We start from the raw sequence: 21905 nt of genomic DNA, 5'->3' as shown, positions 1-21905 counted from the left end.
AGACTCGGCGCCGGGTTGTGCAACGACGCCGGTATGTTGGGTGAAGTGAAACGGCGCGCGCGTTGACGCTGAAGGATCTCGATCCCGCAAGAGTGCGGAGCTAGAAGCGCAGCAGGCCCATGACCGCGAAAGCAGCCAGAGTGGAAGCTATCGAGAGGGCGGCTCCCGTGCAAAGTTGACCCAGCGTGTGCTCCTTGATGTCGATCTTGGCTACAGCGACGAGGACGAGCAGGAGAAAGGAGATTGCGCCCGGCCAGCCGTACACGATGGTGAGCGCTGTAGCTGGACCAGCGGCTCCGGACCCATGCCCTGATGCCTTGTAGTGCATGAGGTTCACGATTGTAAGTCCGATTACCGTGAACAAGTACGAAAGCATAAGTGCCATGTTCAGACGTGACTCGCGGAAAAAGATGAGCATAGTCAGCGTCCCCACAACATAGCCGGCAATACTGAGTATGAAACCGACCTTGCGTTCGCCGGCGAAGTCAGCTGGGTGATGCACCATGTGAAACCAGGCGCTGAGTGGGACGAAGCCAAGGCAGATGACTCCTGTCAGGCATGCGCCGAGGTTTCGGTCGGTCGGCTTCATGACATAGAAGAAAAGGAATGTCAGCATGGCAAGCACTGGCGGGTCAAGAAGGTACGTCCACAGACGCATTCGTTTCTCTCGGCTGAGCATAATCGTACTCCTTTGATTCTCAGTTCTTGCGAGTCAGAGACTCAAGAGAAGAGTATAGTGCAGAATCGGGTGCGGGGCCTCCACAAGGTGTGCCATTGCCAGACAATCAAGAAGGCACGCGTGGAGAGCTTCCCTTTCTTTACTTCAGACCGTGTTCGGCCAGGTATCTTCTCTCCTTCTCTCGATGTACGACGGTGAGATGGGCCTTGATCTGTTCCCAGCTGAGACCATCCAGGGGATACCAGCGGAGGATGACTGCGCAGGCGAGCAGAAGCAGGGCAGGCACGAGGAACCATGCTCGCACGATGCCGGCTTCAGCTGAGGCGCTCTGCATGCCCTTTGCCGATGACTGGTCGTAGCCTGCTCGTGACAGGAACCCCAGGAAGACAGCTTGTGCCAGACTCATGGCAGGCTTGGTGACGAAGCTGTTGACTCCTGCATACATGCCTTCGCGCCGCAGTCCTGTTGTATATTCGTCCACATCGATGACATCACCATTCATGAGCGGAATGAGGTACATGCCACCGGCAAAGCCAACGCCGATCAACAGAAAGGCGGCCATCATCGGAATGAGCTGGTGAGGGAACAGGAGCCCAATAATGCATCCGATGCCGAACAAGAAGGCGAACACGCGCACACAGCATTTCACGCCCCAGACATCGCGACGGTTGAGGAACAGCAGCAGGCCCAGGACTGCTCCAACGAAGAGCGAGCCAAGCGTGAGGGCGGTACCTACGCCCTTTGCGACGCCCATGCTCACTTCGTCATAGTAGTAGTAGATGCCTTGCATGAGCTGGTTCTGGACGTAGATGACGGTGAAGCTGATAGATTCGAACACGACAAAGGACCTGTTGTGGAAGCACGCGCCCAGAGACTTCCAGAAGTTGAACTGTTCCTCTTCCTGCTGGAAGTGGTTCTCCTTATAGAAGAAGGTACTGACATAAATGACTGCCGCCATGACGATGCCGAGACCGATCATGATGAGTCGGTACGGTGTGGCATCTTGGCCGGGTCCCGGCTGGATGAGTCCAATGACGATGGGAAAGGCAGTGGAAATGAGGCTGAAGCCGATCTTCCAGATGAAAATGCTGCTTCGTGCCTTGTTGGAGACTGCCATTTCATACGGCATGATGTAGACAGCAGTTGCAATAGCCGTATAGAAGGCATCAAACAGGAACATGCCGATGAGCATCTGGATGAACAATGCCGTCTGATTGCCCTTGAACCCAGGCAGGACTATCCAGAAGACTGCAAAGGCGACTGCGTACAGGGGTGCCCCATACCGGATGTAGGGAATACGGCGCCCAAGTCTGCTCCTGGTCCGGTCGCTGATGTACCCGAACAGTGGGTCGTTGCAGGCGTTCCAGATTCCGAAGAGCAGCCACACGATGGAGGCAAGGCGTGGGGCCAGTCCCATGATGCGCGTGAAGTAGTAGGTCAGTGCTGCGCCTTCGGCGATCGAACAGAGGATAGCGGTGGCGCCGTCAGCCGCTGACACCCAGATGCGGCTGTGGACTGGGACAGACTCTTCGTGCGGTATTTCCCCTGATGCTGGTCCAGGAATCTCCTGGGTGATTCGCGTGCCTGTGCCCTCGAGCCCCAGTTGGTTATTCGTTTCGTCGTCCATCTCGACCCCTCCGCCGCATGCCGTGTTGGGCGCGTTACTTACAAGTGCACAGCAAATCCAATCCTGCGACAAATCCACCAAGGTCTGGTATGACGACGTCTACTGCACGCTTAAACGTCATCCCAGGACCTCGCCGTCGGCGTCAGTCAGTTATTGGTTGTTCCGGGATTCTTTCAAGTCAAGGGGCTTGCTTCTCTGTTGCAGGAAGTCTTGAAACAGACCTTTTGTTTCTGACAATGACTTGAAGCTACCCTCTTGTACGATTCTTCCGGCATCAAAGACCAGTATTCTGTCCGCATTTTTGAGAGTTGTCAGCCGGTGAGCAATCGTGATGATCGTTTTCTGGTTGAATATCCTTTCGATGTTTTGTTGGATGATTGCTTCGTTCGTATTATCCAGTGCGGAGGTAGCCTCATCAAAAATAATCAGTTGCGGTGTTTGCAGCATGACGCGGGCCAGAGCCAACCTTTGCCGCTGGCCGCCGCTCAAGTTATTGCCATTTTCAGAGACAAGGCCGTTGAAGCCGCCGAGACTTTCCTGGATCTCGTCCAATATGCAGGCATTCCTGGCCGCCTCAAGCAGGTCCTCGTCGGGTACCGTTTGCCGGCACCCATACAGAATATTGTCCTTGATTGTGCCCGAAAAAACGAAGGGTTTTTGAGGAACATAAGCAATCTTGTCTGCTAGCTCTTCTCTGGAAATGGCTTGTAGTCCTTTATCAAATAGGGACACTTCGCCAGTATAGTCATGGATCAATTTCAGGAGAATATGAATAAACGTCGTCTTCCCACAACCGGAGGCGCCCGCAATGCCAATACTTTCGCCTTTTTTGATCGTTAGATTGATCCCATCTAAGATTGTGACATCCTCACTACCATGATAAGCAAAAGACAGGTTATGGACTGAAACAGCCGGTTCACTCTTGTTCTCTTCTATCTTTGAATTGGCATCTTGCTCAGTGAAAGAAATGTCCAGTGGCTGATGCAGAATATTAAAGAGATCATTTACTTGAATAGAGTTCTCGGATGCTTGATCTAGTATGCGGTGAATCTCGAGAAGTGGACCCGTAATATTGGTGAACAGAATGGCATAAACTAGAATATCGCCTTTTGAGATAAGGCCCCGGGAGGCCAGATAAATCGATAGGACGATCACCATGATCGTGAAAATCCCTTCGTTAAGCGACTTGGCCGCATCATAAAAGGCCATGGCAATATGATGCTTGATTTCGATTCTGCGGCGCTCTTCGGTACTTTTCTCGACTTTGGCGACTTCAAACTGGACGGTATTCAGGACTCGAATAGTCTCAATGCCCCCCAGCATTTCAACCACTTTGCCGTCGACCTCTTCCTTCTTTCTCAGTAGGGCAACTCGGATCCCTTTCTGTGAAGAGACTTGTTTGACAACCAGATACAACCCGGTGGGAATCACGAGAATCATGACGGAGGCCATCAGCGGTTTCTGTAAGAAGGCAATGCCAATGGCTGCCAGTGCGGCAAAGAAGACGGGCATAAAATCCAAAAAAGTGAGTTTGAGAAGACTGATGAGTCCTTCGATGGATCGGAAGATACGTCCATACAAAGAGCCAATTTGTTGTTGGTAGAGATATCCGCCAATATCAACTTTTAGTAATCGCTCAATCACCTTGACCGTTTGGTCCTTGTCAGTTTGGGTGGCGATATTTTGAATGAGATATTTTAGAATTACGGTCAATCCTTCACGCACCAGAATGACAATACAGAGCAGCAGGATGAAAGGAACCACAACACTGAATAGAATAGTGCTGCCACTCACCAGTTGATCCACGAGTTTTCCTAAAATAACTGCAGGGCCATTGGTCAGGATACCCGTTATGAGCATTAGGAAGGTTGCAATACAGAGGCTTCTCTTTTCTCTTCGGCTCAGTAAGCCAATTGATCTCTTGATACCTAAGAGAATTTCATTAAACACGATACTCACACCCTCACCTCCGGTTCGAGTAGCCAGGACGCTGTTAGCTTACAGTTGGTTTACCCAGATTGCATGTATCGCAGCTGCATGTCAAGATGAGTCTAGCATTTTTCCAAGAAAGTGGACTACTCGCAGTCTGCCACCTGTGAAGTGCGACAGAGAAAGTTTGGTGCATGCGGTGTTAGCCGCCCAGAGGTCCTATCTTGGGCCATGACTGGATTCGAGATTCAACAGGTATCGCTTGCGCCACAACCCACCACCATAGCCGGTGAGGTTACCGTCTGCCCCAATGACTCTGTGACACGGAATGATGATGGCTATTCGATTATCGCCATTCGCCCTTGCAACTGCCCGGACCGCATTGGGAAGACCTATGGTTTCGGCCTGTTCTTTGTAAGAACGCGTTGAACCGTACGGTATCGTCTGCAATGCGGTCCATACTCTTTGCTGAAATGGTGTTCCTGGCAGCACCAGGGGAACATCAAATTCTCTTCTCTTTCCAGAAAAATACTCTTCCAATTCACTGCTCAACTTGTCAAAGTGTTTGCAGAAACCAGGAGCACATTCGGCGTTCAGCAACTTGCTCAATCTCTTCAATTGGGTCTCCAGCATTCTTCTGTCGACAAATTCCAATAGGCAGATTCCATCATCGGTAGCCCCTGCCAGCATTGGCCCTAAAGGTGTCAAGATCCTTGTTGTCACAATGAGCTGACTCTCCTGGCTCTTGTTCGGAGAAAAGCCGGCCGTTCTCTTGAACGAATCTGCAAAACCACTCAACGATTCATAACCAGACTCAAGAGCCGTTCTGGTAACGCTTTCTCCATGCTTGATTCGTCCAAACGCTTGCCCGATCCTCAAGGCGCGCAAATATGCCTGGAAAGTCATTTCATGATGTCTCTTGAACCAGTAACTGACGCGGCTGGGATCTAAACCCCTTGCCCGCAAGTCACTATCCCTTAGTCTGATCAATGGATTGTCATTAATTTCGGTCAACAGTGGTTTAAGCCAGTCAGGGGCAGCCCCTTTATATTCCAGGGGAGTACAAACCTTGCATGGTCTATACCCAGCCAGGAGCGCGTCATGCGCCGAAGCAAAGAACTCGACGTTTGCACGCTTTGGTTTTCGCGCAGTGCAAGTGGGACGGCAAAATATTCCCGTGGTTTTGACTCCAACCACGAATATCCCCTCGAAATTGCTGTCTCTGTTGACCAACGCCGAATACAATATTTCGCTGTCGGGTAATGAGTGATTCATAGATTCACCTTCCCTGTTCTTCAGTATTTTGTGTTTTGGATCATCTTGACGCATTGCCATTATGCGACTATTTGAAAGCACCGACAACCGAAAATCGAACAACCATCTCGGTACGGGCAGTTTGCATTTTCTGCTATTCCTCTGTCCTATGTGGCATTGCAGGAGCATCTGGTTCAAACACTTGCCAATTCTGAGTTTCTTCCACCCATAGTAAACCCTGACTATTCCGCCATGTAGTTGGCACTCAAAACTGAATATACCTTCCCCATGGATTCCTCCCTCTCCTTGTAAGAACATTGCTATAAGTGTCGAAAGAGTAAAATTGACACAGTAGTAGAATAGGGTCAGAATAAAAGTTGCTATGGAGAAGAAAATAGGCAATATCCGCGTTATTATTAATCCAGCCGCTGGAAGGGGAGAATCTGTTTTGCCTGTTCTCAATCTGTCCATGAAAGAAGCTGGCATTAAGTGGCATGCATCAATTACCCACGAAGCGGGCGAGGCGATCAAGTTTGCCAAGGCTGCTGTCAAAGAAGGAGTAGATGCCCTTGCTGTTTTCGGCGGCGACGGCACACTCATGGAAGCAATCAGTGGCCTGATGGGATCAGGGGTCCCCTTGGTTATTTTACCGGGAGGATCGGCGAATATCATGGCCAAGGAACTTGGCATACCCCAGGATCTTAAAGAAGCCTGTGCACTCATGAGTCAAGTTCCGTTGACAATGAAAACCATTGATGTGGGGCAGTTTAGTGGCCACTATTTCATTCTAGGAGTAAGTCTTGGTTTTGGTGCGGATTTGATTGAGGGTGCGGATCGTGAGACCAAAAATAGAATTGGTTTCTTCGCCTATTTTCTTTCAGCGGCCGCGGCACTAAAGAAAGCCAAGAAGGCCGTCTACCATCTGGAAATCGATGGACAAAAGCACGAAGTTCAAGGTCTGACATGTATTGTTACCAATACGGGGAATCTCGGGTTCAGCAACATTTCTTACGATAAGCACATAGACGTCAGCGATGGGCTCTTGGATGTTGTTGTCGTACGAGAAGCGAATCTCAGTCTGCTTAAACTTATGGCTGTCACCTTGCTTAAACGGGAACGTCCGGACAATTTTGAATTAGTGGAGCACTGGCAAGGCAAAGACATCAGCGTTTCCTCAAGCCCCAAACAAACGATTCAATATGATGGCGAAGTATTAAAAGAAATGCCTCTTCATATCAAGATCATTCCAGAGGCGATCAGGGTTTTGGTTCCTAAAGAAAAGGCATAACGTCATCGAATAAACGTCTTTACTGAGAGCTTTTTCGGAACTGCGTCTCGTACAGGCCCGCATACAGCCCACCCTGCGCCAGTAACGTGGCGTGATTGCCACTCTCCACAATTCTCCCCCGATCCATGACCAGAATCAGGTCTGCAGCCAGGATGGTGCTCAGCCGGTGGGCGATGACTATGCTGGTGCGTTGTGCCATCACAGAACCAAGTGCATCCTGAATCAGAGCTTCAGATTCGCTGTCCAAGCTGCTGGTGGCTTCATCCAATACCAGAATGCGCGGATTCTTGAGTATCACACGCGCCAATGCAATCCGTTGCTTCTCGCCACCGCTCAGGCGATAACCGCGCTCGCCTACGATCGTATCGTACCCTTCTGGCAACGCATGGATAAATTCGTAGATATTCGCGACCCGACAGGCGGTCTCGAGTTCTTGCTGACTTGCATTTAGCCGGGCGTATTGCAGGTTGGTGCGGATGGTATCGTGGAACAAATATGTTTCCTGGGTGACCATGCCGATTTGTGCCGAGAGTGATTCGAGTGTCAAGTCACGTAGATCGTGACCATCAATGCGAATGACCCCGGCAATTGGATCATAGAGGCGGGGGATGAGATACGTGAGGGTCGTTTTACCTGCGCCACTCGGCCCCACAAGTGCAACAAGCTGCCCCGGTGCAGCCCTGAAACTGACGTTTTCTAACGCAATACTGCGCGCCTGACTGCGCGAGGCAATCTCCTCATCCTCTGCGCTTGTCCGTGCTCTCGAGAGGACCGCTGTGACGTTGTCCATACTGCCATAGCGGTGGACATCAGCGAGCAACTTTTCATCGCCGGCTTCGTACTTGAAAGAGACATTGTCAAAAACAATCTCACCTTGGATGTTTTGGAGTGCTACTGCACCTGATTTCTCGGCTATATCGACAGGCAGGTCGATCACTTCAAACACACGCTCAAAGCTGACCATCGAGGTGGCAAAGTCCACAGGCGCATTTGAAAGCCCTTGCAGCGCACTATACAGGTAGCTCAGATAGGCTCCAAAGGCCACAATTGTTCCGATCGTGAAAGCACCCTGGATGACAAAATAGCCACCCAGCCCATAAACCAGGGCGGTGCCCACCGCACTGATCAGAGCGATAATTCCTATAAAGATCGATCCGGTAAATGTCCGCTGCACGTCCAGGTCACGCACCTGCGTTGCCCGTTGGCCAAAACGGGTAACCTCCAACTGCTGCCGACCAAACAGCTTTACAAGCAGTGCACCGCCAATATTGAGTGTCTCGTTCATCATGGCGTTCATCTGTGCGTTGGCTTCCATCTGTCTGCGGGCAATGTCGCGCAGGCGGGTGCCCAACAGGCGCACCGCTAAAATGAACAAAGGCAGAATAGCCACACTGATCAACGTCAACCGCCATTCGAGTGTCAGCATGATCGTCAATACCGCCGCTGCCTGGATGGTCTGGGTGACCATACTGACAATAGTGCTGCTGATGGCATCTTGTGCTCCCACAACATCGTTGTTGAGACGGCTCATGAGCTCGCCGACTTTGGTGTTGGTAAAGAAGCGCAGCGACATACGTTGCAAACGAGCATAGAGTGCCAGGCGCAAATCATACGTTACGCCCTCACCAACGCGCGCATTTATGCGCCGCTGGGCCACGTTGATTGCACCAGTCAAGGCTGGGATCAGAAGCAGTGCCATGGCCAGTAGTATCAACCTATGAATGTTCCGGGCCGGGATGGTGTTGTCAATCAAGTCACGCAAGATGAGCGGTGTCAGCAGCATCAAACCCGTGTTGACCAAGACCAGCAGCAGCATACCGCCGATGAGCCAGCGGTAGGGTTTGGCGTAGTAGAGCACCCGTTTAAGCAGTTGCCGTGTGATTCTTGGTTTTTCATCGGGGGAATTGATAATGCTCCGCATGCCCCCGTAAAATGACCCCCCGCGAACTGGTCCCCCCTGAATTGGCATCCCAATAATCTCCTCAATTTGAACTTTCTATTTTAATAATTATCCCACGGTTTGGTGGGGTGTCTAGTCCGGATTCAGATGAATGGATGTTAACATGGGCAACAACACTTGGGGATTATGAGGGGAATTTCGTGATTTATGTTTATAGTGGTAACGGGGACATAGTTAATGTCGTAGCTAATCTAGAGGTGTCCCCATGCCAGCCTCGAAGTTGCTCCATGGCCACTTGGCTGAGTCTTGGCTACACAAGATCAATTCAATCTTTGCGGTCTTCAGGGCAGTGTCAACGTCATTCAGCCATTTGTTCCCTACCGATATGCTGGTAGGAAAAGGAGGATTCTCCGATGTTTAAACTTCACGGAATTTATGCACCCATCGCAACGCCGTTTGCAGGTGGGAAAATCGCCTACGATAAGTTAGAAAAAAATCTGGATTTCTGGCTCAAATCTGACTTGGAGGGCATCGTAGTCATGGGCTCCAACGGGGAGTTCGTCCTGCTGTCCTCGGAGGAAAAAGTGGAACTGATGCGATTTGTCTGCACCCGAGCCAAAGGTAAAAAACCCGTTATCGCGGGAACCGGCGCCGAATCGACGATGGAGACAATCCATCTCAATGAAAAGGCCGCCGAAGCGGGAGCGGAAGCGGTCTTGGTCGTGACCCCGAACTACTACAAAGGGAGCATGACTGACCCGGTTCTGGCGCGTTTCTACACAGATGTAGCCAACGTCTCTCCACTGCCGCTCATTCTCTACAACATGCCGCGCAATACCGGAATCAACATCTCTGCCAAACTTGCCGTCGAACTTGCAAAGCACCAAAACATCATCGGAATCAAGGATAGCAGCGGCAATATCGTCCAGATCGCAGACATGATCCGGAATGCACCGAAGGGTTTTTCCGTTTTTGCGGGTTCCGCGAGTTTCCTTTACGTGAGCCTCGTCCTCGGCGCCACCGGAGGCACCCTCGCCTTGGCCAACGTCTTCCCAAACGAATGCGCCCGTCTGCAGAAGCTTTTCGAAGCCGGCAAGATGGAGGAAGCCCGGAATCTGCAGATGGTTCTCATGGACAGCAACAATGCGGTCACGGAAAGGTGGGGTATCGCCGGTCTGAAGGCCGCCATGGAGATGATCGGCCTTTACGGCGGCCCTCCCCGCTCACCTCTGGTGCCGCTGGGTGAGACGGACCGGGAAGCACTCCGGAAGATCCTGACACAGACGGGATTTTTCCCGAAGCCGACGGTTTGATGAAAAACTGAAACACAATTATGGGCAGGGCATGGTCTGGCGCGGCTCACGTGATTCGAATCTCTTTGTCCCGGGTGCATCGTTTTTATCTATTTTTGTTCGTAAATTATATCCAATTTTGGGATACAGAGGGATGAGACTTGAACTGCCACCTTCTAATTGAGGCGGTTTTTTCGTTTGATTGACCATATTGATGATAGGGAATACGATATAATCCATATGATCAAAAAGCGTATGTGACCGAGGAGTGTCTATGACCGAGGAACTTGTAATCGAAACAAAGGGACTTAAGAAAACATTTGTTTCTAAAATCAAAGGCAAGAAGAAAGAAGTGGAAGCCGTAAAGGGTGTGGACTTAGCCGTAAAGAAGGGTGAAATTTTTGGTTTTCTAGGTCCCAATGGCGCAGGTAAATCAACGACACAGAAAATGCTTTCCACATTATTGCCTCCGACCGGTGGGGAAGCTAAGGTTGCGGGTTTTGATCTACAAAAAGAGCAGAGTCAAATAAGGAAAAATATTGGATATGTCAGTCAGGCAGGTGGCACAGATTCTGGCGCAACAGGATACGAGAATTTGATTTTGCAGGCACAGCTTTACGGTATAGATGATAAAACTGCAAAAAAGCAGGCGGAAGAATTGGTAAAACGTTTTCAAATGGACTCTTTTGCAGACAGGCCGGCGTCTACGTATTCTGGAGGTCAAAAGCGCAGGTTGGATGTCGCTCTTGGTATGACTCATCGGCCTCAATTACTTCTTCTTGATGAACCGACTACCGGACTCGATCCACAAAGCAGAGTCTATATGTGGGAAGAAATAAAGAAGCTGAAAGCAGATGGCGTCAGTATATTCTTGACTACGCATTATATGGAGGAAGCTGACAATCTTTGCGATACAATAGCGATTATCGACGATGGAACAATTATAGTGAAAGGTACGCCGATGGAATTAAAGAACAGTATTGGAGCCGACATTATAGTTTTTGGCTTTTCGGATGAAAATATCGCTCGCAAATCTGAACAATTATTAGAAAAATTTCATCCAGAAAAAATAACCTTGGAGAAAACTTTTGTTCGTTTGCATATCAAAGACGGAGATAGGGCAATGCCAGAAGTGCTAAGATTACTTGATGCAAACAATTTGAAAGCGCAAAACATTACGTTATCAAGACCAAGTCTTGATGACGTTTTCCTAAAGTATACAGGACGTTCATTAAGAGAGGACAATAAGTAATCATGAAACTATTGAGGGGAATACAATTAATGTTTATCAGGAATATGCGCCAGACTCTGCGCAGTCCCATTTTTGTATTTGTGAGCTTATTCCAGCCCCTGTTGTACCTGTTTCTATTTATGCCTCTCTTAAATGGTCTGGGAGGGGTGCCTGGTCTACCCGCTGGAAAAACAGTGCAGATTTTTATCCCAGGACTTTTGGTAATGATGGCGCTTTTTGGCTCGGCATTCGTGGGATTCAATCTTATCGATGATATTAGATCAGGAGTTATAGAAAGATTTCTAGTAACGCCAGTAAACCGTTCGGCAATTCTTTTGGGCAGGGTTTTGAGAGACGCGGTTGTGCTCCTTACCCAATGCGTTTTGATTACTTTGGTCGCAATTCCGCTTGGACTTAGCGTAAACGTAGGTGGATTCTTACTTTCCCTTGTGTTATATGCGATGGTATCGATTACGATGGCTTCAATGTCGTATTCTTTCGCGCTTATTTACAGGATCGAAGACCCTCTCGCTCCAACGCTGAATACGATTACTCTTCCTCTTTCTTTATTGTCGGGCATTATGCTTCCATTGGCGCTTGCCCCCTTGTGGCTTCAAGATCTGGCTAAAGCGAACCCATTTTCTTACGCAGTGAATGCATCTCGAGCCTTATTCGCCGGCAGTTTTCACAGTGTAGATATCATCAAGGGATTCGTCATAGTTTTCTTGCTGATGTCTGTCGTGTTCTGGTGGTCTTTGAATTCGCTCAGGAAACTGGAAGAATAGGCCACGCTCCTACAGGGGAAGCGGCGAAATTGCCAATCCGACACTTGAGGCAATGCGAAAGAATGCTGGAGCGTTGGAAGTTCAAGTTGATGATCTGGTCCGGTAGAATCCAGGAGCTATGGGTTGTATGGCTAGACAGGCAACCAATGGAATAGCACAACCAGGGGGTACTCGCCCCCCCGAAGACTCATTCCCTTTTGAGAAGGAGTATGCTCGCGCCACTGCGGCATTGAACCGAACAGGAATTCTGATCCTTCTCCCACGATCAGGAAGTCCAGGGGTGATCGGAATCGACGGCAAGGAGTATCCCGTACCAACTCACGAACAGCTGCAAGAGGTATTTGCACGCAACAAGGAATTGGTTGACAGGAAGATGCGACAAGGCTTTACTCAGCTTCAGTTGACGCCGATCGCAATGCCCGCTTCACGACTTATTGGCCTGATGAGATCAGCCATTGTCAGACACGCGGCAGAAGGACTGATTTATCAGACCAGACGTTCTCCTTCTGATCCTTTGGTGCCTGTTCGTGTCAATGCCGAGAAACAAGTCTGGCTGTGGGATACGTTAGAACAAGCACTAGATGGAGATGATCTCGTATACTTTCCTCAGGAATACTCAAGCAACCATCGGGGACAGACCAAATTGGAGGTAGTCAATAGCAGGCGGATTTGTGCTGTTCCAGGTTGGTCTGTGGGATTAGTCGAGGATTCACGCATTATGCCCGAGCAAGGCCAGGGAAAGACATTGGGAGGTAGAAGACAACTGGAGGTAGGCCATTCTCCTCGTGAGTATCTGCAGACATTGCAGACGGAGGCCTACGAAGGAGAAACGGGACAAATACTTGAGGACTTCATTACAGACTTCCTTACCCACCTCGAAACAACTAATGAAGTAAGCAGCGACGTGAAGGACCACAATGCCCTATGGTGTCTTGGGCAGTACCTGAGAATCTCATATGCGGAAGTGGTACCAACCGGGCGCTGGGTTCGAGACGTCGGGAGAGTTCGCTTGGACATGCACCGTACAGGAAACAAGGTTTGCACCAAGAATTGGGGTGTGTCTTCCACCGTGAGACTTGGCACCTGAGTCTTGTCCTTTCTTCGCCTTTTGGCTTTTCCTTTTTCAATTTGATCTAGGAATAGTGTTTCTGCAGGAGCTCCCTTACCTTCTTCGATGCATCTGGCATGACAGGCTTTCCATGTCCAGGCAGCATGATATCGCACTCGAAGTGGGAGAGCTTCTTGATAGACTCCCATGCCTTCTCGATGTCGTAGGTCATGTTGTCCGAGGGAGGTTGTACGCCGCCATTGTCATCTCCCCTCAAGGTGTCCCCGACGAACATGAAGGCACGTTCCCGGTAGAGACATATACTCCCATCGGTGTGACCCGGCGTGTCAAGAACGCTAAGACTTTTCACTCGGTCGCCCTCCTTGAGAAGAATGTCAGGTTTGAACGTTTCGAACCTCCCAAACTTCGACACAGCCCCCAACAGCGCGGCAGAAAGCCCCTTTGCAGCCTTTAGTTCCATTTTTCCCTCAACCCGCGGAGCATCAAGGACTCCGATCGCAATTTCTGCACCAGTAAGCTCCTTCAACTGCCTGGCGCTTCCGCTGTGGTCCAGGTCGGCATGTGTCAGAACGATTGTCTTGATGTCAGTGCTCTTGTAACCAACACTACGGGCGTACTCCGCAATCTTTTTGGCATTTCCAGGTATTCCCGTGTCAACGATCGTCAGCCCATTCTCCTCAATGAGGAGATAGATATTGACGAAGCCCGTGTCGTCTATAGTGTGCAGTCCCTTGATGATCTCCATATATTCCCCCCGAAAACCGAAATAAGCTCGACAGACAGATCCTGCGCCACCGCATCAACGCAAGGCCAATTTTAGACCTGCTTTGCCATAGGTCAAACGAGTTCCACCATCGCTCGCTATGGCAACAGAATCTATACGGTCCCCTTGACACAAGATGGACTCAAGGTATAGACTTCCTTATACGTCATGAATCTCAAAGGAGCGCTTCTCATGAAAACAATTCGCATTGCAAACGGGGAGATTCAGGCATCCGAGATTTCACTTGGATGCATGAGACTACCCGGTCTATCTGGCAAGGAAGCGGAAGTTTTTGTTCAGACTGCTTTGGACGAAGGCATCAATTTCTTCGACCATGCAGATATCTACGCCGGCGGTAAGTCTGAGGAGTTGTTCGCACGGGCAATTCACATGAGTCCGGCTGTCCGTGAAAAAATACTGCTCCAGACAAAATGTGGCATATGCCAGCACGATGGAAGCAACATTTACTATGATTTTTCTAAAGAGCATATTCTGGAATCGGTCGATGGCAGCCTAAAACGGTTGAATACCGATTATGTTGATGTATTGCTGCTCCACCGCCCCGACGCACTAGCAGATCCACAAGAAGTGGCTGAAGCTTTTAACATTCTACACAGCAGTGGGAAAGTCCGATTCTTTGGTGTAAGCAATGAAAAACCTATGCAGATTGAATTGCTCAACAGGTACCTGAATCAGAAACTCGTCATTAATCAGCTGCAGCTCAGCATTACCAACGCGACCATGATCAGTAACGGCATCAACGTGAATATGGAAAATGCCAGCGCTGTTGACAGAGATGGCGGCATTCTCGATTATTGCCGTCTGAAAGATATTACTATTCAGGCGTGGTCGCCATTCCAGTATGGTTTGTTTGCAGGGGTGTTTCTCAATAACGAGAAGTTTCCGGAACTCAATCTCAAGATCGATGAGCTCGCCAAAACCAAAGGGGTACCGAATACTGCGATCGCTATTGCCTGGATTTTGCGGCATCCTGCCAAAATTCAGCCGATCGTCGGAACAACAAACGCGGCTCGACTGAAAGACATCTGCAAAGCATCCACAATTGAATTAACAAGGCAAGAGTGGTACGAAATCTACCGCGCGGCAGGCAATGTCGTGCCATAAAACATTCCGATGTTGATACGACAGGTGATATTGTGTGATTGAGGAGGCAATGAAGCAATGAACGCAAGTGAACTTATTGACGATCTCATTGCCAATCTCACTGATTGGCGCGGCCCCACGTTTGCCAGTATCAGGAGGATTATCCATGAAGCTGATCCCGATGTAGTGGAGGAGTGGAAATGGATGGGAACTCCAGTATGGTCCCACGATGGGATAGTCTGTAATGCCAATGCCTTCAAGGACAAAGTGAAGCTCACCTTCTCTCAGGGAGCGAGCCTTGCAGATCCTGACAAGCTCTTCAATAACGGACTCACAGGCAAACAATGGAGAGCCATTGATATTTATAAGGACGACAAAATCAATGAGAGATCGCTAAAAGTTCTTATCCATGATGCCGTAGGTTACAATCATTCCAGGGTGCAATCCACAGACCGGCCTCACGCGACACGAGGCAACCCGAAGAAGAAACCAGAGAAGTAGATACCCTAACATCGCGACACGTGCGCATGGCTGGACGAACATCCCAATGTCGTATCCAACGCGGAGCTACTAACATAGTTGTGCACTGGCGATTTTCGGAAGACGTGTGTAAGGTGGCTCGATCTGAAGTCAGTCCCAGAACGAGAAAGACGGGTGTAAGGGGTCGTGTGGTGGAGATAGGGGCGAACAGGCAGTCCTGCGAACCATCGACGGCGTTGCTCTGCAAGCTAGTCTTGGGGACCGTTCTGGATGACTCCCAGCGGGTCAACGATTCTTTTCGCCGAAGCGTGAGTGGCAGCTTGCCTCGTCGCAAGAGGGTCTTCTGAGTGTCGTGCGGCTTGGTGCGGCGTGAGAGGCGCGCCGTAGCCAACTGGTGATCCTTGCGACAAGGGGAGGGGACACGTTCAGGAAGCAAGAGAGGATGGGATCCTCATGGCCCGACAAGGCTGGAAAGTCGTTTTTGCCCCAGCTGATACGCGTGCCACAACGTGTTCATCTCGGCGAACCAGCGGCTGGCCCTTCGCGCAGATGCAATTCGTGCATGCGTTGATAGCTCCTGTATCCCTCTGACTGTGGCGTCCAACGCCAGTCCGGGGTCATCTGCAGCAGCGACCGTTCGTGTCATGAGCCTTTTGGCTTCTCCTTCCAGTTGTTTTGGTGTACAGTACAGTTGAGCGGAGCCAATAGCGTCTCGTGTTGAGTAGAGGAGGCAGTCCATGTGGATGGATAGGAAGTCACTGTCGTACGCGAAGTGGCTCGAGGCAATCTCAGTGGAGGGCTTCAAGTCAATTCGGGATCGTCAACATATCGCACTCAGACCCATCACAGTATTGGCGGGGCCGAACAGCTCCGGGAAGTCAAGCTTCATGCAGGCGCTTCTTCTCATCAAACAGACACAGGAAGAACAGGCCAACTACGGTCCACTGCTGCTTTCAGGCCCGCAGGTCACATTCAGAAACTACCGGGAGTTGTTCTGGCGACATGGCGAAGGCTCCAAACCACCTGTCTACTCGGTAGGCATGATGATGGTCGACGACTTCTGGTACCAACAGTCGTACAAACTCGGGCAGAAATCCGGAACGGATGCCGAGATAGTCCTTTCGGAGTGCGAGTTCCACGAGGAATTCCGCGGTAAGTGGGAAGACTGCATATTCAAACGAGACAGCTTGGTAGGCGTATCGGACCTTCCGCACTTTGAGCGCCACGCCTTCTCGAGAGTACAGGGGCCAATGAAAGTGACGTCCGAGAAAGGCTTCATGATTCTCGAAGAGCAGAAACCGAAGAGGGCGGCGGACCGCACGGAATCCTGGCGACCGTGCGTCTTGCACCCAATGAGCCCGCTCGCAGACCTGCTCCGTGACACCATTCATCTGCCGGGTCTTCGCGGTAATCCAGCCCGGGAGTATGAGCTCGCCTATTCAGGGGGTTGGTCACAGGAGTCAAGAAGGGGGAGCTACCCCGGCTCATTTCTCACGTATGTGGCGGGCCTGCTCTACAACTGGAGCAACTCCAAGATCAGTGATGATGTCAAGAAGATTGCACGATTGAATGGGTACCTGCTTCGATTGGGCTTCACGTCTGGCATCAACGTGAAGCGTGTTAGCGACACCGCCGCCGAAATCCAGGTGCAGAGAGTCATGAGTGGGCATCCGGATGCCAGCGACATGGTTAGCATTGCGGACGTCGGATTGGGCTTGTCACAGACGCTTCCGGTTTTGGTTGGACTCCTTGCCGCTCATGAGGGAGGTCTGGTCCACATCGAGCAGCCGGAGATCCACCTTCATCCCCGCGCTCAGTATGACTTGGCGTCGATAGTAGCCGACGCCACGAAGTACACAAGAGCTCGGGCTGTCATCGAGACTCACAGCCCGCTGTTCATTCTAGGCATCCAGACCCTCGTAGCCGAGGGCAAGATCAAGGCCTCCGATGTCAGCCTCAACTGGTTCAGCCGCGACAAGGACGGTGCCACTTCCGTTACGACAACTGAACTTGACGATCGCGGTCGTTTTGGTGACTGGCCCGAGGACTTTGACGAGGTCTCCTTGCTTGCCGAGAAGGAATACATGATGGCTCAGATGAAGCTGCGAGGCCGCGGGGATCATGAGGCCTAGCCTCGTTGTTGATACCAGCATCGCATGCTGGTCGGCAGAACTGCCGGGGTGTGCACCCGCAAGGGACAAGAGGTGCAGGGCCGAGTGCATTGCGCTGATGGAGTGCATTCTCAATAGCGGCTTCCTCCTCGCCATGTCGGATGAACTCTTCGGAGAGATCAACGACCAGCTCTTCAATGACAAGAATCCAAGGACACACGACCGCGAGTACGGTCGCAAATGGATTCTGACCATGGAGAAATCGGGCCGCATACCCGACCTGACTGTCCCTGCGGAACATCGGTTTCACCCGACCGAGGCAGTCGAGATGACAGCTGCGATGGTCAAAGATGCCCACATGGTGGAAAGCGCCCTGAGTTCTGACCTTATGATCATCGCTCGGGACGGTCCAGTACTGAACGATTGGATTGAGTACTGCCACAGGGATCCGCTCCCGCGCGTCATCGCGTCTCACCGGCGGATTCCGTCGATAGTGTGGGCGGACCCTGAGATTCATGGCCATGACGTCGTCATGTGGCTGAAATCAAGTACGCCAGTGCGTGAGTCTTGGACGATAGGAGCACAAACTCGTCACACGTGGTGATGTGACTCTGAGTTTCTACTTCGACATATCGAGCGGCTCCAGATTTTTGGATGCAGCAGTGTGAGTGTCGTAGGTTGTGTGTGACTAGTCGCATCCGTGGAGGATGACATGGCGAAGAACTACATGACGTATTGGAGACCCAAGACTGTCGACGCTCAGGAATGGGAACCGCTGAGACATTCCGCGGGCGGTCAGCTTCAAAGGGTGGAACCGGGGGACACGGTCTGGATCGTAACGGTGCGCCCACCGGGTCACCTGAGCCTTCTTGGTCGTATCGTCGTTGGAATGGTCACCAACTATGAGGAAGCGAAGAAGGTCTTGAACAACGAGGACCTTTGGCAAGCCCCCTGGCACATCATCGCACAACCTGGAACCGAGAGACTCCTCCATGAAGTGGATCTCACGAGCATTGCAGACCGACTGCGCTTCGTCAGTGAAGCAGCACCACGACTGCATGTCGTAGATGGGCATGTCGATGGCAGACAACTCGAGACCATGCGGCTCCTGACGCCAGAAACAGTAGAGTTGCTTGAGACGTATCCAGACACTCCATCCTACTGGTGGGTGAACCATAGGCAGACGTTCGTTGCTGAACTCAATGGAGGCTACATCTGGTCGCCAAAGAAGAACGCCAATGGTGCGACGAATGAGACATACGACAACCTCACTCGAGTTCGTGCCGGTGACGTAGTCTTCTCGTATGCGCAAGGAGTCATCAAGGCGGTCGGCGTGGCAATCGGCGACCATCGAGAGCAGGAGAAACCATCTGAATACGGCAGGGCGGGTGATGCGTGGGCTCGGAACGGATGGCTTGTCCCGATCGAGTGGACCCCCCTTGAGACGCCTATCGCTCCAGTTGCGCACATGGACGAAATCGCGCCGCTTCTACCTCGCCGACATTCACCGCTGCAGCAAGACGGGAGAGGCAACCAAGGCTGCTATCTCGCTTCGATCTCGACGGAATTGGGGGAATTGGTGCTGCGCTTGGTCCAACAGGAAAGACCAACTGCAGCTGGCGCCGTGTTCTCCCTGCAGTCAGAGGCCAAGGCAGATGAAGAGGAAGCGAACCTGTGGGCACAGAACATGGAGGAAACGGAGAAGCAGCAGTTGATCATGGCACGCAAAGGTCAAGGCAGATTCCGTCTCAACGTGGGGGCGATCGAGACCAAGTGTCGGCTTACTGGTACGAGCGACGGGACCTTCCTGATAGCGAGCCACATCAAACCCTGGGCAGATTCATCAAATGCAGAACGGCTTGATGCCAATAACGGGTTCCTGTTTGCACCACATGTCGACAAGTTGTTCGATGGTGGCTGGATCTCGTTCAGTGATGCAGGAGAGATCCTCTGTGCGAACGATGCTGTGCGCGAGATTATGCGCACGTGGGGACTCAGGACCGACCGGAACGTTGGCAGATTCAACGCGAAGCAGAAGGAATATCTGGCCTATCACCGCGAGAACCTGTTCGCTAGACGGCGTGACGGCTTGCCCTTGAGGTAGGGAACCTTGTACGAGCAAGGAAAACCGATGCGGGGTTTGGCCGATCGGGAGTACGGCTGTCTCAACTGTGATTGGATCAAGGTTGCAGGGTGGAACCGGACACTCAGTGATGGGGAACGTCGCCTGCTCAAGACGTTCAAGGGCTGCAGCGGTGCCATGTGTGCCTGGGTGTGGCTTCTGCAGCGGCGGTACCGTTTGACTTATGGCAAGCTTGGAGCGGAGATCGTCACAGATCCCGACCTCCACAAGGCGCTCCTCCTTATGCGTGCAGCAGGAATCCCATGCGACCGGATGCACCCCGATGATGACTGGAACTTCCCGGGGTACATGAAGGAACCGGTGCCCTGACGTGACTCCTTACTATATAGATCCTGATGTTTCTCCGGTGACCGCATGGAGCACCGCGTGCATACCTTTCGAGCCAGAAGGTTGGCGTCTTGACTTCAGAAATGACCTGCGAAAAGCCATCGCGAGACTCCCTTCACGGCAAGGGAAGGTCCTCTCTGCGACGTACCGATCCGCGATCAGCGAAGGCGCGGACGTCGAGAACCTGCTGATCTACAACGTATTCAACGCCAAGCTGTCAAGAGCCGCGAGGGATGGGCTCATCTTCGAACGTTTCGACGAAGTCCCTTCAGACTGCCCGACACCACTGTCCTCCCAGGCACTGTGCCAATACGAGTACAGGCTGGTCGACGACGAACCCATGTCTCCGGAGGGGCAGGGCGGGCACGTATTAGCTTCCGTGTCGTTTGAACTACCTGCTCGTGTTCCCGAGAGTCCTGCAACCGTGTGGTATGCGGCCAAAACAGCGGGTATTGTCGTGACGGGCGGTCCCTACGTGAATAAGCCCTGGGGCATCCTCATTTCCATAAGGGCACCGTCCTCCTCCAAAATCACGTGCTCCAACATCGTGAAGCCGCTCATCGACGGCATCGCCTCCGCTCTCCACTTCCACGACGGATCGGACATCGACTGTCTCAGTAAACGACTTGGCATAAGTCTGGGGTTTCCCGACGGCACCTTGTTGAAGGCACTGCTCCAGGATGACACGGCTACCCTGTTTGGGGAGACCAACCTGCTGGGTCATCATGGGGACAACGTGCAGTGGAATCCCAGAGATGAGTACTGTACGTATTGCTCGATGAGATGTCTGTACGATTTGCCTGGCACGAGGCTGGAGGTCGCTGTTCGAGTCTTCGACATTGGCCGAATTGGAGACGGCTGATCGCCACGCAGAAGGGAGACAAGGAGTTGGGGGCATAGATGTCACAGGACGATGAGACGCTCCGCACGCGCAAGGTAACAAGGGAAGAGTGGAACGGCTTCGTGGCACTTGCCCGGCTCGATCGGCCGGGTGATGGGCTGGGGCGCTGTATCCAGAGTGCTTACTTGACGATGAACCGGACGCTCGTGGGGATGGCGAAGTCGCCGGATGCTGACGGTTGGCGCAGGTTCATGACGGATTTCCTGAAAGAGAGACTCGCTGCCCTGACTTGCCGTCTAATGTGGAGTCAGGATGAGTTCGACGCGTGGCATCGGGACACAACATCTCGACTCGTCCAGATAGCAGAGAACCCCGACTTCCACTTCACAGTGGGGCAGGCGCAGAAGTGGATCAATGTGAGCATCAAGAATGCGATCGCACTCGGGGATCGACTGATGCCAGACCTCTTCCGCGTCTACGACGTCGCGCACGTCCCCTTGGACCGGATTGTCTTGGGTGAGCTGAGGCGCAAGGACTGGATGCCTCGGGATCTTCTCCAGGACCCTTGGAGCCAGCTGACGGACTACAAGGAGTACATGGCGTGTCAACGGCTGATCCGGGAGAACCTCCCCGGCATCCCTCTGGAAGAGGAGTTCCATATCTGGGAGGAAGGTCGGAGGAGAAACCAGCCGGACGACGTTCCACACCAAAGAGAACGAGGTGTATGACCTCGTCGAAGGCAACATCGTGGACCAGGCAGGGCCCAACTCCAACCCTCTGCTGACGGAATTGTCGAGACTTGGCAGGATTGCTGAGCGATCCGCGAACGACAGAGGCCAGAAGTCTCCAAGCGCTGTAGCATCAGAACGGAGGAAGAGGTAGCTCTCTAGACGATCACTAGGGTCTGTTCCCGATGTTCACTACCCGAGTATCTGGAACTAGCACCTCATTGTGGTAGTAGTCTCTCTCTCGAGTACGGGGACCCACGCATCTCTCGAAGGGGAGTCCTTGGAATTTCGCCCGCCCGTCACTCCTATGTAGTCATCGGTGCTGCCCGGGAAACAGGCACCATTCAGGCCCGC

At 51.8% G+C, this 21905-nt stretch carries 19 protein-coding genes; 13 read left to right on the top strand and 6 right to left on the bottom strand.

Features of this window, described 5'->3' with window-relative positions; translation table 11 throughout:
• Nucleotides 1-100 precede the first annotated feature (100 nt).
• The 4 genes from SMC3_RS08445 to SMC3_RS09810 all read right to left on the bottom strand — a co-directional run bounded on the left by SMC3_RS08445 (nucleotide 101) and on the right by SMC3_RS09810 (nucleotide 5510).
• Nucleotides 101-658 carry a hypothetical protein gene (locus tag SMC3_RS08445; protein ID WP_207799731.1) on the bottom strand — a complete coding sequence of 186 codons (558 nt, stop codon included), beginning with the start codon at nucleotides 656-658 and terminating at the stop codon, nucleotides 101-103.
• Between the two features lie 160 nt (nucleotides 659-818).
• On the bottom strand, nucleotides 819-2306 hold the full coding sequence (locus tag SMC3_RS08440; RefSeq protein ID WP_119088080.1) for an MFS transporter: 1488 nt from the start codon (nucleotides 2304-2306) through the stop codon (nucleotides 819-821).
• A gap of 150 nt (nucleotides 2307-2456) precedes the next feature.
• Nucleotides 2457-4265 (bottom strand): ABC transporter ATP-binding protein, encoded by a 1809-nt coding sequence (locus tag SMC3_RS08435; protein ID WP_119088079.1) that lies wholly within the window; start codon nucleotides 4263-4265, stop codon nucleotides 2457-2459.
• Between the two features lie 189 nt (nucleotides 4266-4454).
• Nucleotides 4455-5510, bottom strand: a complete 1056-nt coding sequence (locus tag SMC3_RS09810) for a bifunctional transcriptional activator/DNA repair enzyme AdaA (protein ID WP_119090068.1) — start codon at nucleotides 5508-5510, stop codon at nucleotides 4455-4457.
• A 361-nt stretch (nucleotides 5511-5871) separates the two neighbouring features.
• On the opposite strand from SMC3_RS09810, the gene SMC3_RS08425 reads away from it, so the two are divergent.
• On the top strand, nucleotides 5872-6777 hold the full coding sequence (locus tag SMC3_RS08425; RefSeq protein WP_119088078.1) for a diacylglycerol/lipid kinase family protein: 906 nt from the start codon (nucleotides 5872-5874) through the stop codon (nucleotides 6775-6777).
• A 19-nt stretch (nucleotides 6778-6796) separates the two neighbouring features.
• Here SMC3_RS08425 and SMC3_RS08420 read toward each other — a convergent pair whose 3' ends face one another.
• On the bottom strand, nucleotides 6797-8698 hold the full coding sequence (locus SMC3_RS08420) for an ABC transporter ATP-binding protein (RefSeq protein ID WP_119088129.1): 1902 nt from the start codon (nucleotides 8696-8698) through the stop codon (nucleotides 6797-6799).
• A gap of 392 nt (nucleotides 8699-9090) precedes the next feature.
• Between SMC3_RS08420 and SMC3_RS08415 the strand changes: the two genes are divergently transcribed.
• The 4 genes from SMC3_RS08415 (at nucleotide 9091) to SMC3_RS08400 (ending at nucleotide 13072) form a co-directional block, all read left to right on the top strand.
• Complete coding sequence (locus tag SMC3_RS08415; protein ID WP_119090058.1) at nucleotides 9091-9990, top strand: dihydrodipicolinate synthase family protein; 900 nt, start codon at nucleotides 9091-9093, stop codon at nucleotides 9988-9990.
• A 253-nt stretch (nucleotides 9991-10243) separates the two neighbouring features.
• Nucleotides 10244-11221: an ATP-binding cassette domain-containing protein gene (locus SMC3_RS08410; protein ID WP_119088076.1), complete on the top strand. Its 978-nt coding sequence runs from the start codon at nucleotides 10244-10246 to the stop codon at nucleotides 11219-11221.
• A gap of 2 nt (nucleotides 11222-11223) precedes the next feature.
• The gene (locus tag SMC3_RS08405; RefSeq protein ID WP_119088075.1) at nucleotides 11224-11985 is read left to right on the top strand and encodes an ABC transporter permease; all 762 of its coding nucleotides are present in this window, start codon (nucleotides 11224-11226) and stop codon (nucleotides 11983-11985) included.
• A gap of 280 nt (nucleotides 11986-12265) precedes the next feature.
• Nucleotides 12266-13072 carry a hypothetical protein gene (locus tag SMC3_RS08400; protein ID WP_119088074.1) on the top strand — a complete coding sequence of 269 codons (807 nt, stop codon included), beginning with the start codon at nucleotides 12266-12268 and terminating at the stop codon, nucleotides 13070-13072.
• Nucleotides 13073-13118: 46 nt separating this feature from the next.
• On the opposite strand, the gene SMC3_RS08395 is transcribed toward SMC3_RS08400, so the two are convergent.
• Nucleotides 13119-13799, bottom strand: a complete 681-nt coding sequence (locus SMC3_RS08395; RefSeq protein ID WP_119088073.1) for an MBL fold metallo-hydrolase — start codon at nucleotides 13797-13799, stop codon at nucleotides 13119-13121.
• 210 nt (nucleotides 13800-14009) lie between these two features.
• On the opposite strand from SMC3_RS08395, the gene SMC3_RS08390 reads away from it, so the two are divergent.
• The 8 genes from SMC3_RS08390 to SMC3_RS08355 all read left to right on the top strand — a co-directional run bounded on the left by SMC3_RS08390 (nucleotide 14010) and on the right by SMC3_RS08355 (nucleotide 21551).
• Entirely contained in the window at nucleotides 14010-14942 is a 933-nt protein-coding gene (locus tag SMC3_RS08390) for an aldo/keto reductase (RefSeq protein ID WP_119088072.1), read from the top strand.
• Between the two features lie 57 nt (nucleotides 14943-14999).
• A complete protein-coding gene (locus tag SMC3_RS08385) occupies nucleotides 15000-15422 on the top strand; it encodes a DUF1801 domain-containing protein (RefSeq protein ID WP_119088071.1) in 423 nt (140 codons plus the stop codon).
• A gap of 722 nt (nucleotides 15423-16144) precedes the next feature.
• On the top strand, nucleotides 16145-17533 hold the full coding sequence (locus SMC3_RS08380; protein ID WP_207799730.1) for a DUF3696 domain-containing protein: 1389 nt from the start codon (nucleotides 16145-16147) through the stop codon (nucleotides 17531-17533).
• Nucleotides 17523-18116 carry a hypothetical protein gene (locus SMC3_RS08375; protein ID WP_119090056.1) on the top strand — a complete coding sequence of 198 codons (594 nt, stop codon included), beginning with the start codon at nucleotides 17523-17525 and terminating at the stop codon, nucleotides 18114-18116. The genes SMC3_RS08380 and SMC3_RS08375 overlap by 11 nt, the downstream gene beginning before the upstream one ends.
• Before the next feature lie 108 nt (nucleotides 18117-18224).
• Nucleotides 18225-19616 (top strand): HNH endonuclease, encoded by a 1392-nt coding sequence (locus SMC3_RS08370; protein ID WP_207799729.1) that lies wholly within the window; start codon nucleotides 18225-18227, stop codon nucleotides 19614-19616.
• A gap of 27 nt (nucleotides 19617-19643) precedes the next feature.
• Nucleotides 19644-19964 (top strand): hypothetical protein, encoded by a 321-nt coding sequence (locus tag SMC3_RS08365; protein ID WP_119090055.1) that lies wholly within the window; start codon nucleotides 19644-19646, stop codon nucleotides 19962-19964.
• A 1-nt stretch (nucleotide 19965) separates the two neighbouring features.
• The gene (locus tag SMC3_RS08360; RefSeq protein WP_119090054.1) at nucleotides 19966-20844 is read left to right on the top strand and encodes a hypothetical protein; all 879 of its coding nucleotides are present in this window, start codon (nucleotides 19966-19968) and stop codon (nucleotides 20842-20844) included.
• Between the two features lie 38 nt (nucleotides 20845-20882).
• Nucleotides 20883-21551 carry a hypothetical protein gene (locus SMC3_RS08355; protein WP_119090053.1) on the top strand — a complete coding sequence of 223 codons (669 nt, stop codon included), beginning with the start codon at nucleotides 20883-20885 and terminating at the stop codon, nucleotides 21549-21551.
• The last annotated feature ends 354 nt before the right edge of the window (nucleotides 21552-21905 follow it).

The organism is Candidatus Cryosericum hinesii, assembly GCF_003570985.1.
GTDB classification, from domain to species: domain Bacteria; phylum Caldisericota; class Caldisericia; order Cryosericales; family Cryosericaceae; genus Cryosericum; species Cryosericum hinesii.
The sequence above is the reverse complement of the archived record's forward strand: the minus strand, read 5'-3'. Positions and strand labels throughout refer to the sequence as shown.

Excerpts from the sequence above, each read along its gene's own strand:
- SMC3_RS08395 (WP_119088073.1), bottom strand. The coding sequence starts at position 13,799 with ATGGAGATCATCAAGGGACTGCACACTATAGACGACACGGGCTTCGTC.
- SMC3_RS09810 (WP_119090068.1), bottom strand. The coding sequence starts at position 5,510 with ATGAATCACTCATTACCCGACAGCGAAATATTGTATTCGGCGTTGGTC.
- SMC3_RS08420 (WP_119088129.1), bottom strand. The coding sequence starts at position 8,698 with ATGCGGAGCATTATCAATTCCCCCGATGAAAAACCAAGAATCACACGG.
- SMC3_RS08405 (WP_119088075.1), top strand. The coding sequence starts at position 11,224 with ATGAAACTATTGAGGGGAATACAATTAATGTTTATCAGGAATATGCGC.
- SMC3_RS08440 (WP_119088080.1), bottom strand. The coding sequence starts at position 2,306 with ATGGACGACGAAACGAATAACCAACTGGGGCTCGAGGGCACAGGCACG.
- SMC3_RS08380 (WP_207799730.1), top strand. The coding sequence starts at position 16,145 with ATGGATAGGAAGTCACTGTCGTACGCGAAGTGGCTCGAGGCAATCTCA.
- SMC3_RS08385 (WP_119088071.1), top strand. The coding sequence starts at position 15,000 with ATGAACGCAAGTGAACTTATTGACGATCTCATTGCCAATCTCACTGAT.
- SMC3_RS08445 (WP_207799731.1), bottom strand. The coding sequence starts at position 658 with ATGCGTCTGTGGACGTACCTTCTTGACCCGCCAGTGCTTGCCATGCTG.
- SMC3_RS08355 (WP_119090053.1), top strand. The coding sequence starts at position 20,883 with ATGTCACAGGACGATGAGACGCTCCGCACGCGCAAGGTAACAAGGGAA.
- SMC3_RS08370 (WP_207799729.1), top strand. The coding sequence starts at position 18,225 with ATGGCGAAGAACTACATGACGTATTGGAGACCCAAGACTGTCGACGCT.
- SMC3_RS08415 (WP_119090058.1), top strand. The coding sequence starts at position 9,091 with ATGTTTAAACTTCACGGAATTTATGCACCCATCGCAACGCCGTTTGCA.
- SMC3_RS08390 (WP_119088072.1), top strand. The coding sequence starts at position 14,010 with ATGAAAACAATTCGCATTGCAAACGGGGAGATTCAGGCATCCGAGATT.
- SMC3_RS08425 (WP_119088078.1), top strand. The coding sequence starts at position 5,872 with ATGGAGAAGAAAATAGGCAATATCCGCGTTATTATTAATCCAGCCGCT.
- SMC3_RS08410 (WP_119088076.1), top strand. The coding sequence starts at position 10,244 with ATGACCGAGGAACTTGTAATCGAAACAAAGGGACTTAAGAAAACATTT.
- SMC3_RS08375 (WP_119090056.1), top strand. The coding sequence starts at position 17,523 with ATGAGGCCTAGCCTCGTTGTTGATACCAGCATCGCATGCTGGTCGGCA.
- SMC3_RS08365 (WP_119090055.1), top strand. The coding sequence starts at position 19,644 with ATGCGGGGTTTGGCCGATCGGGAGTACGGCTGTCTCAACTGTGATTGG.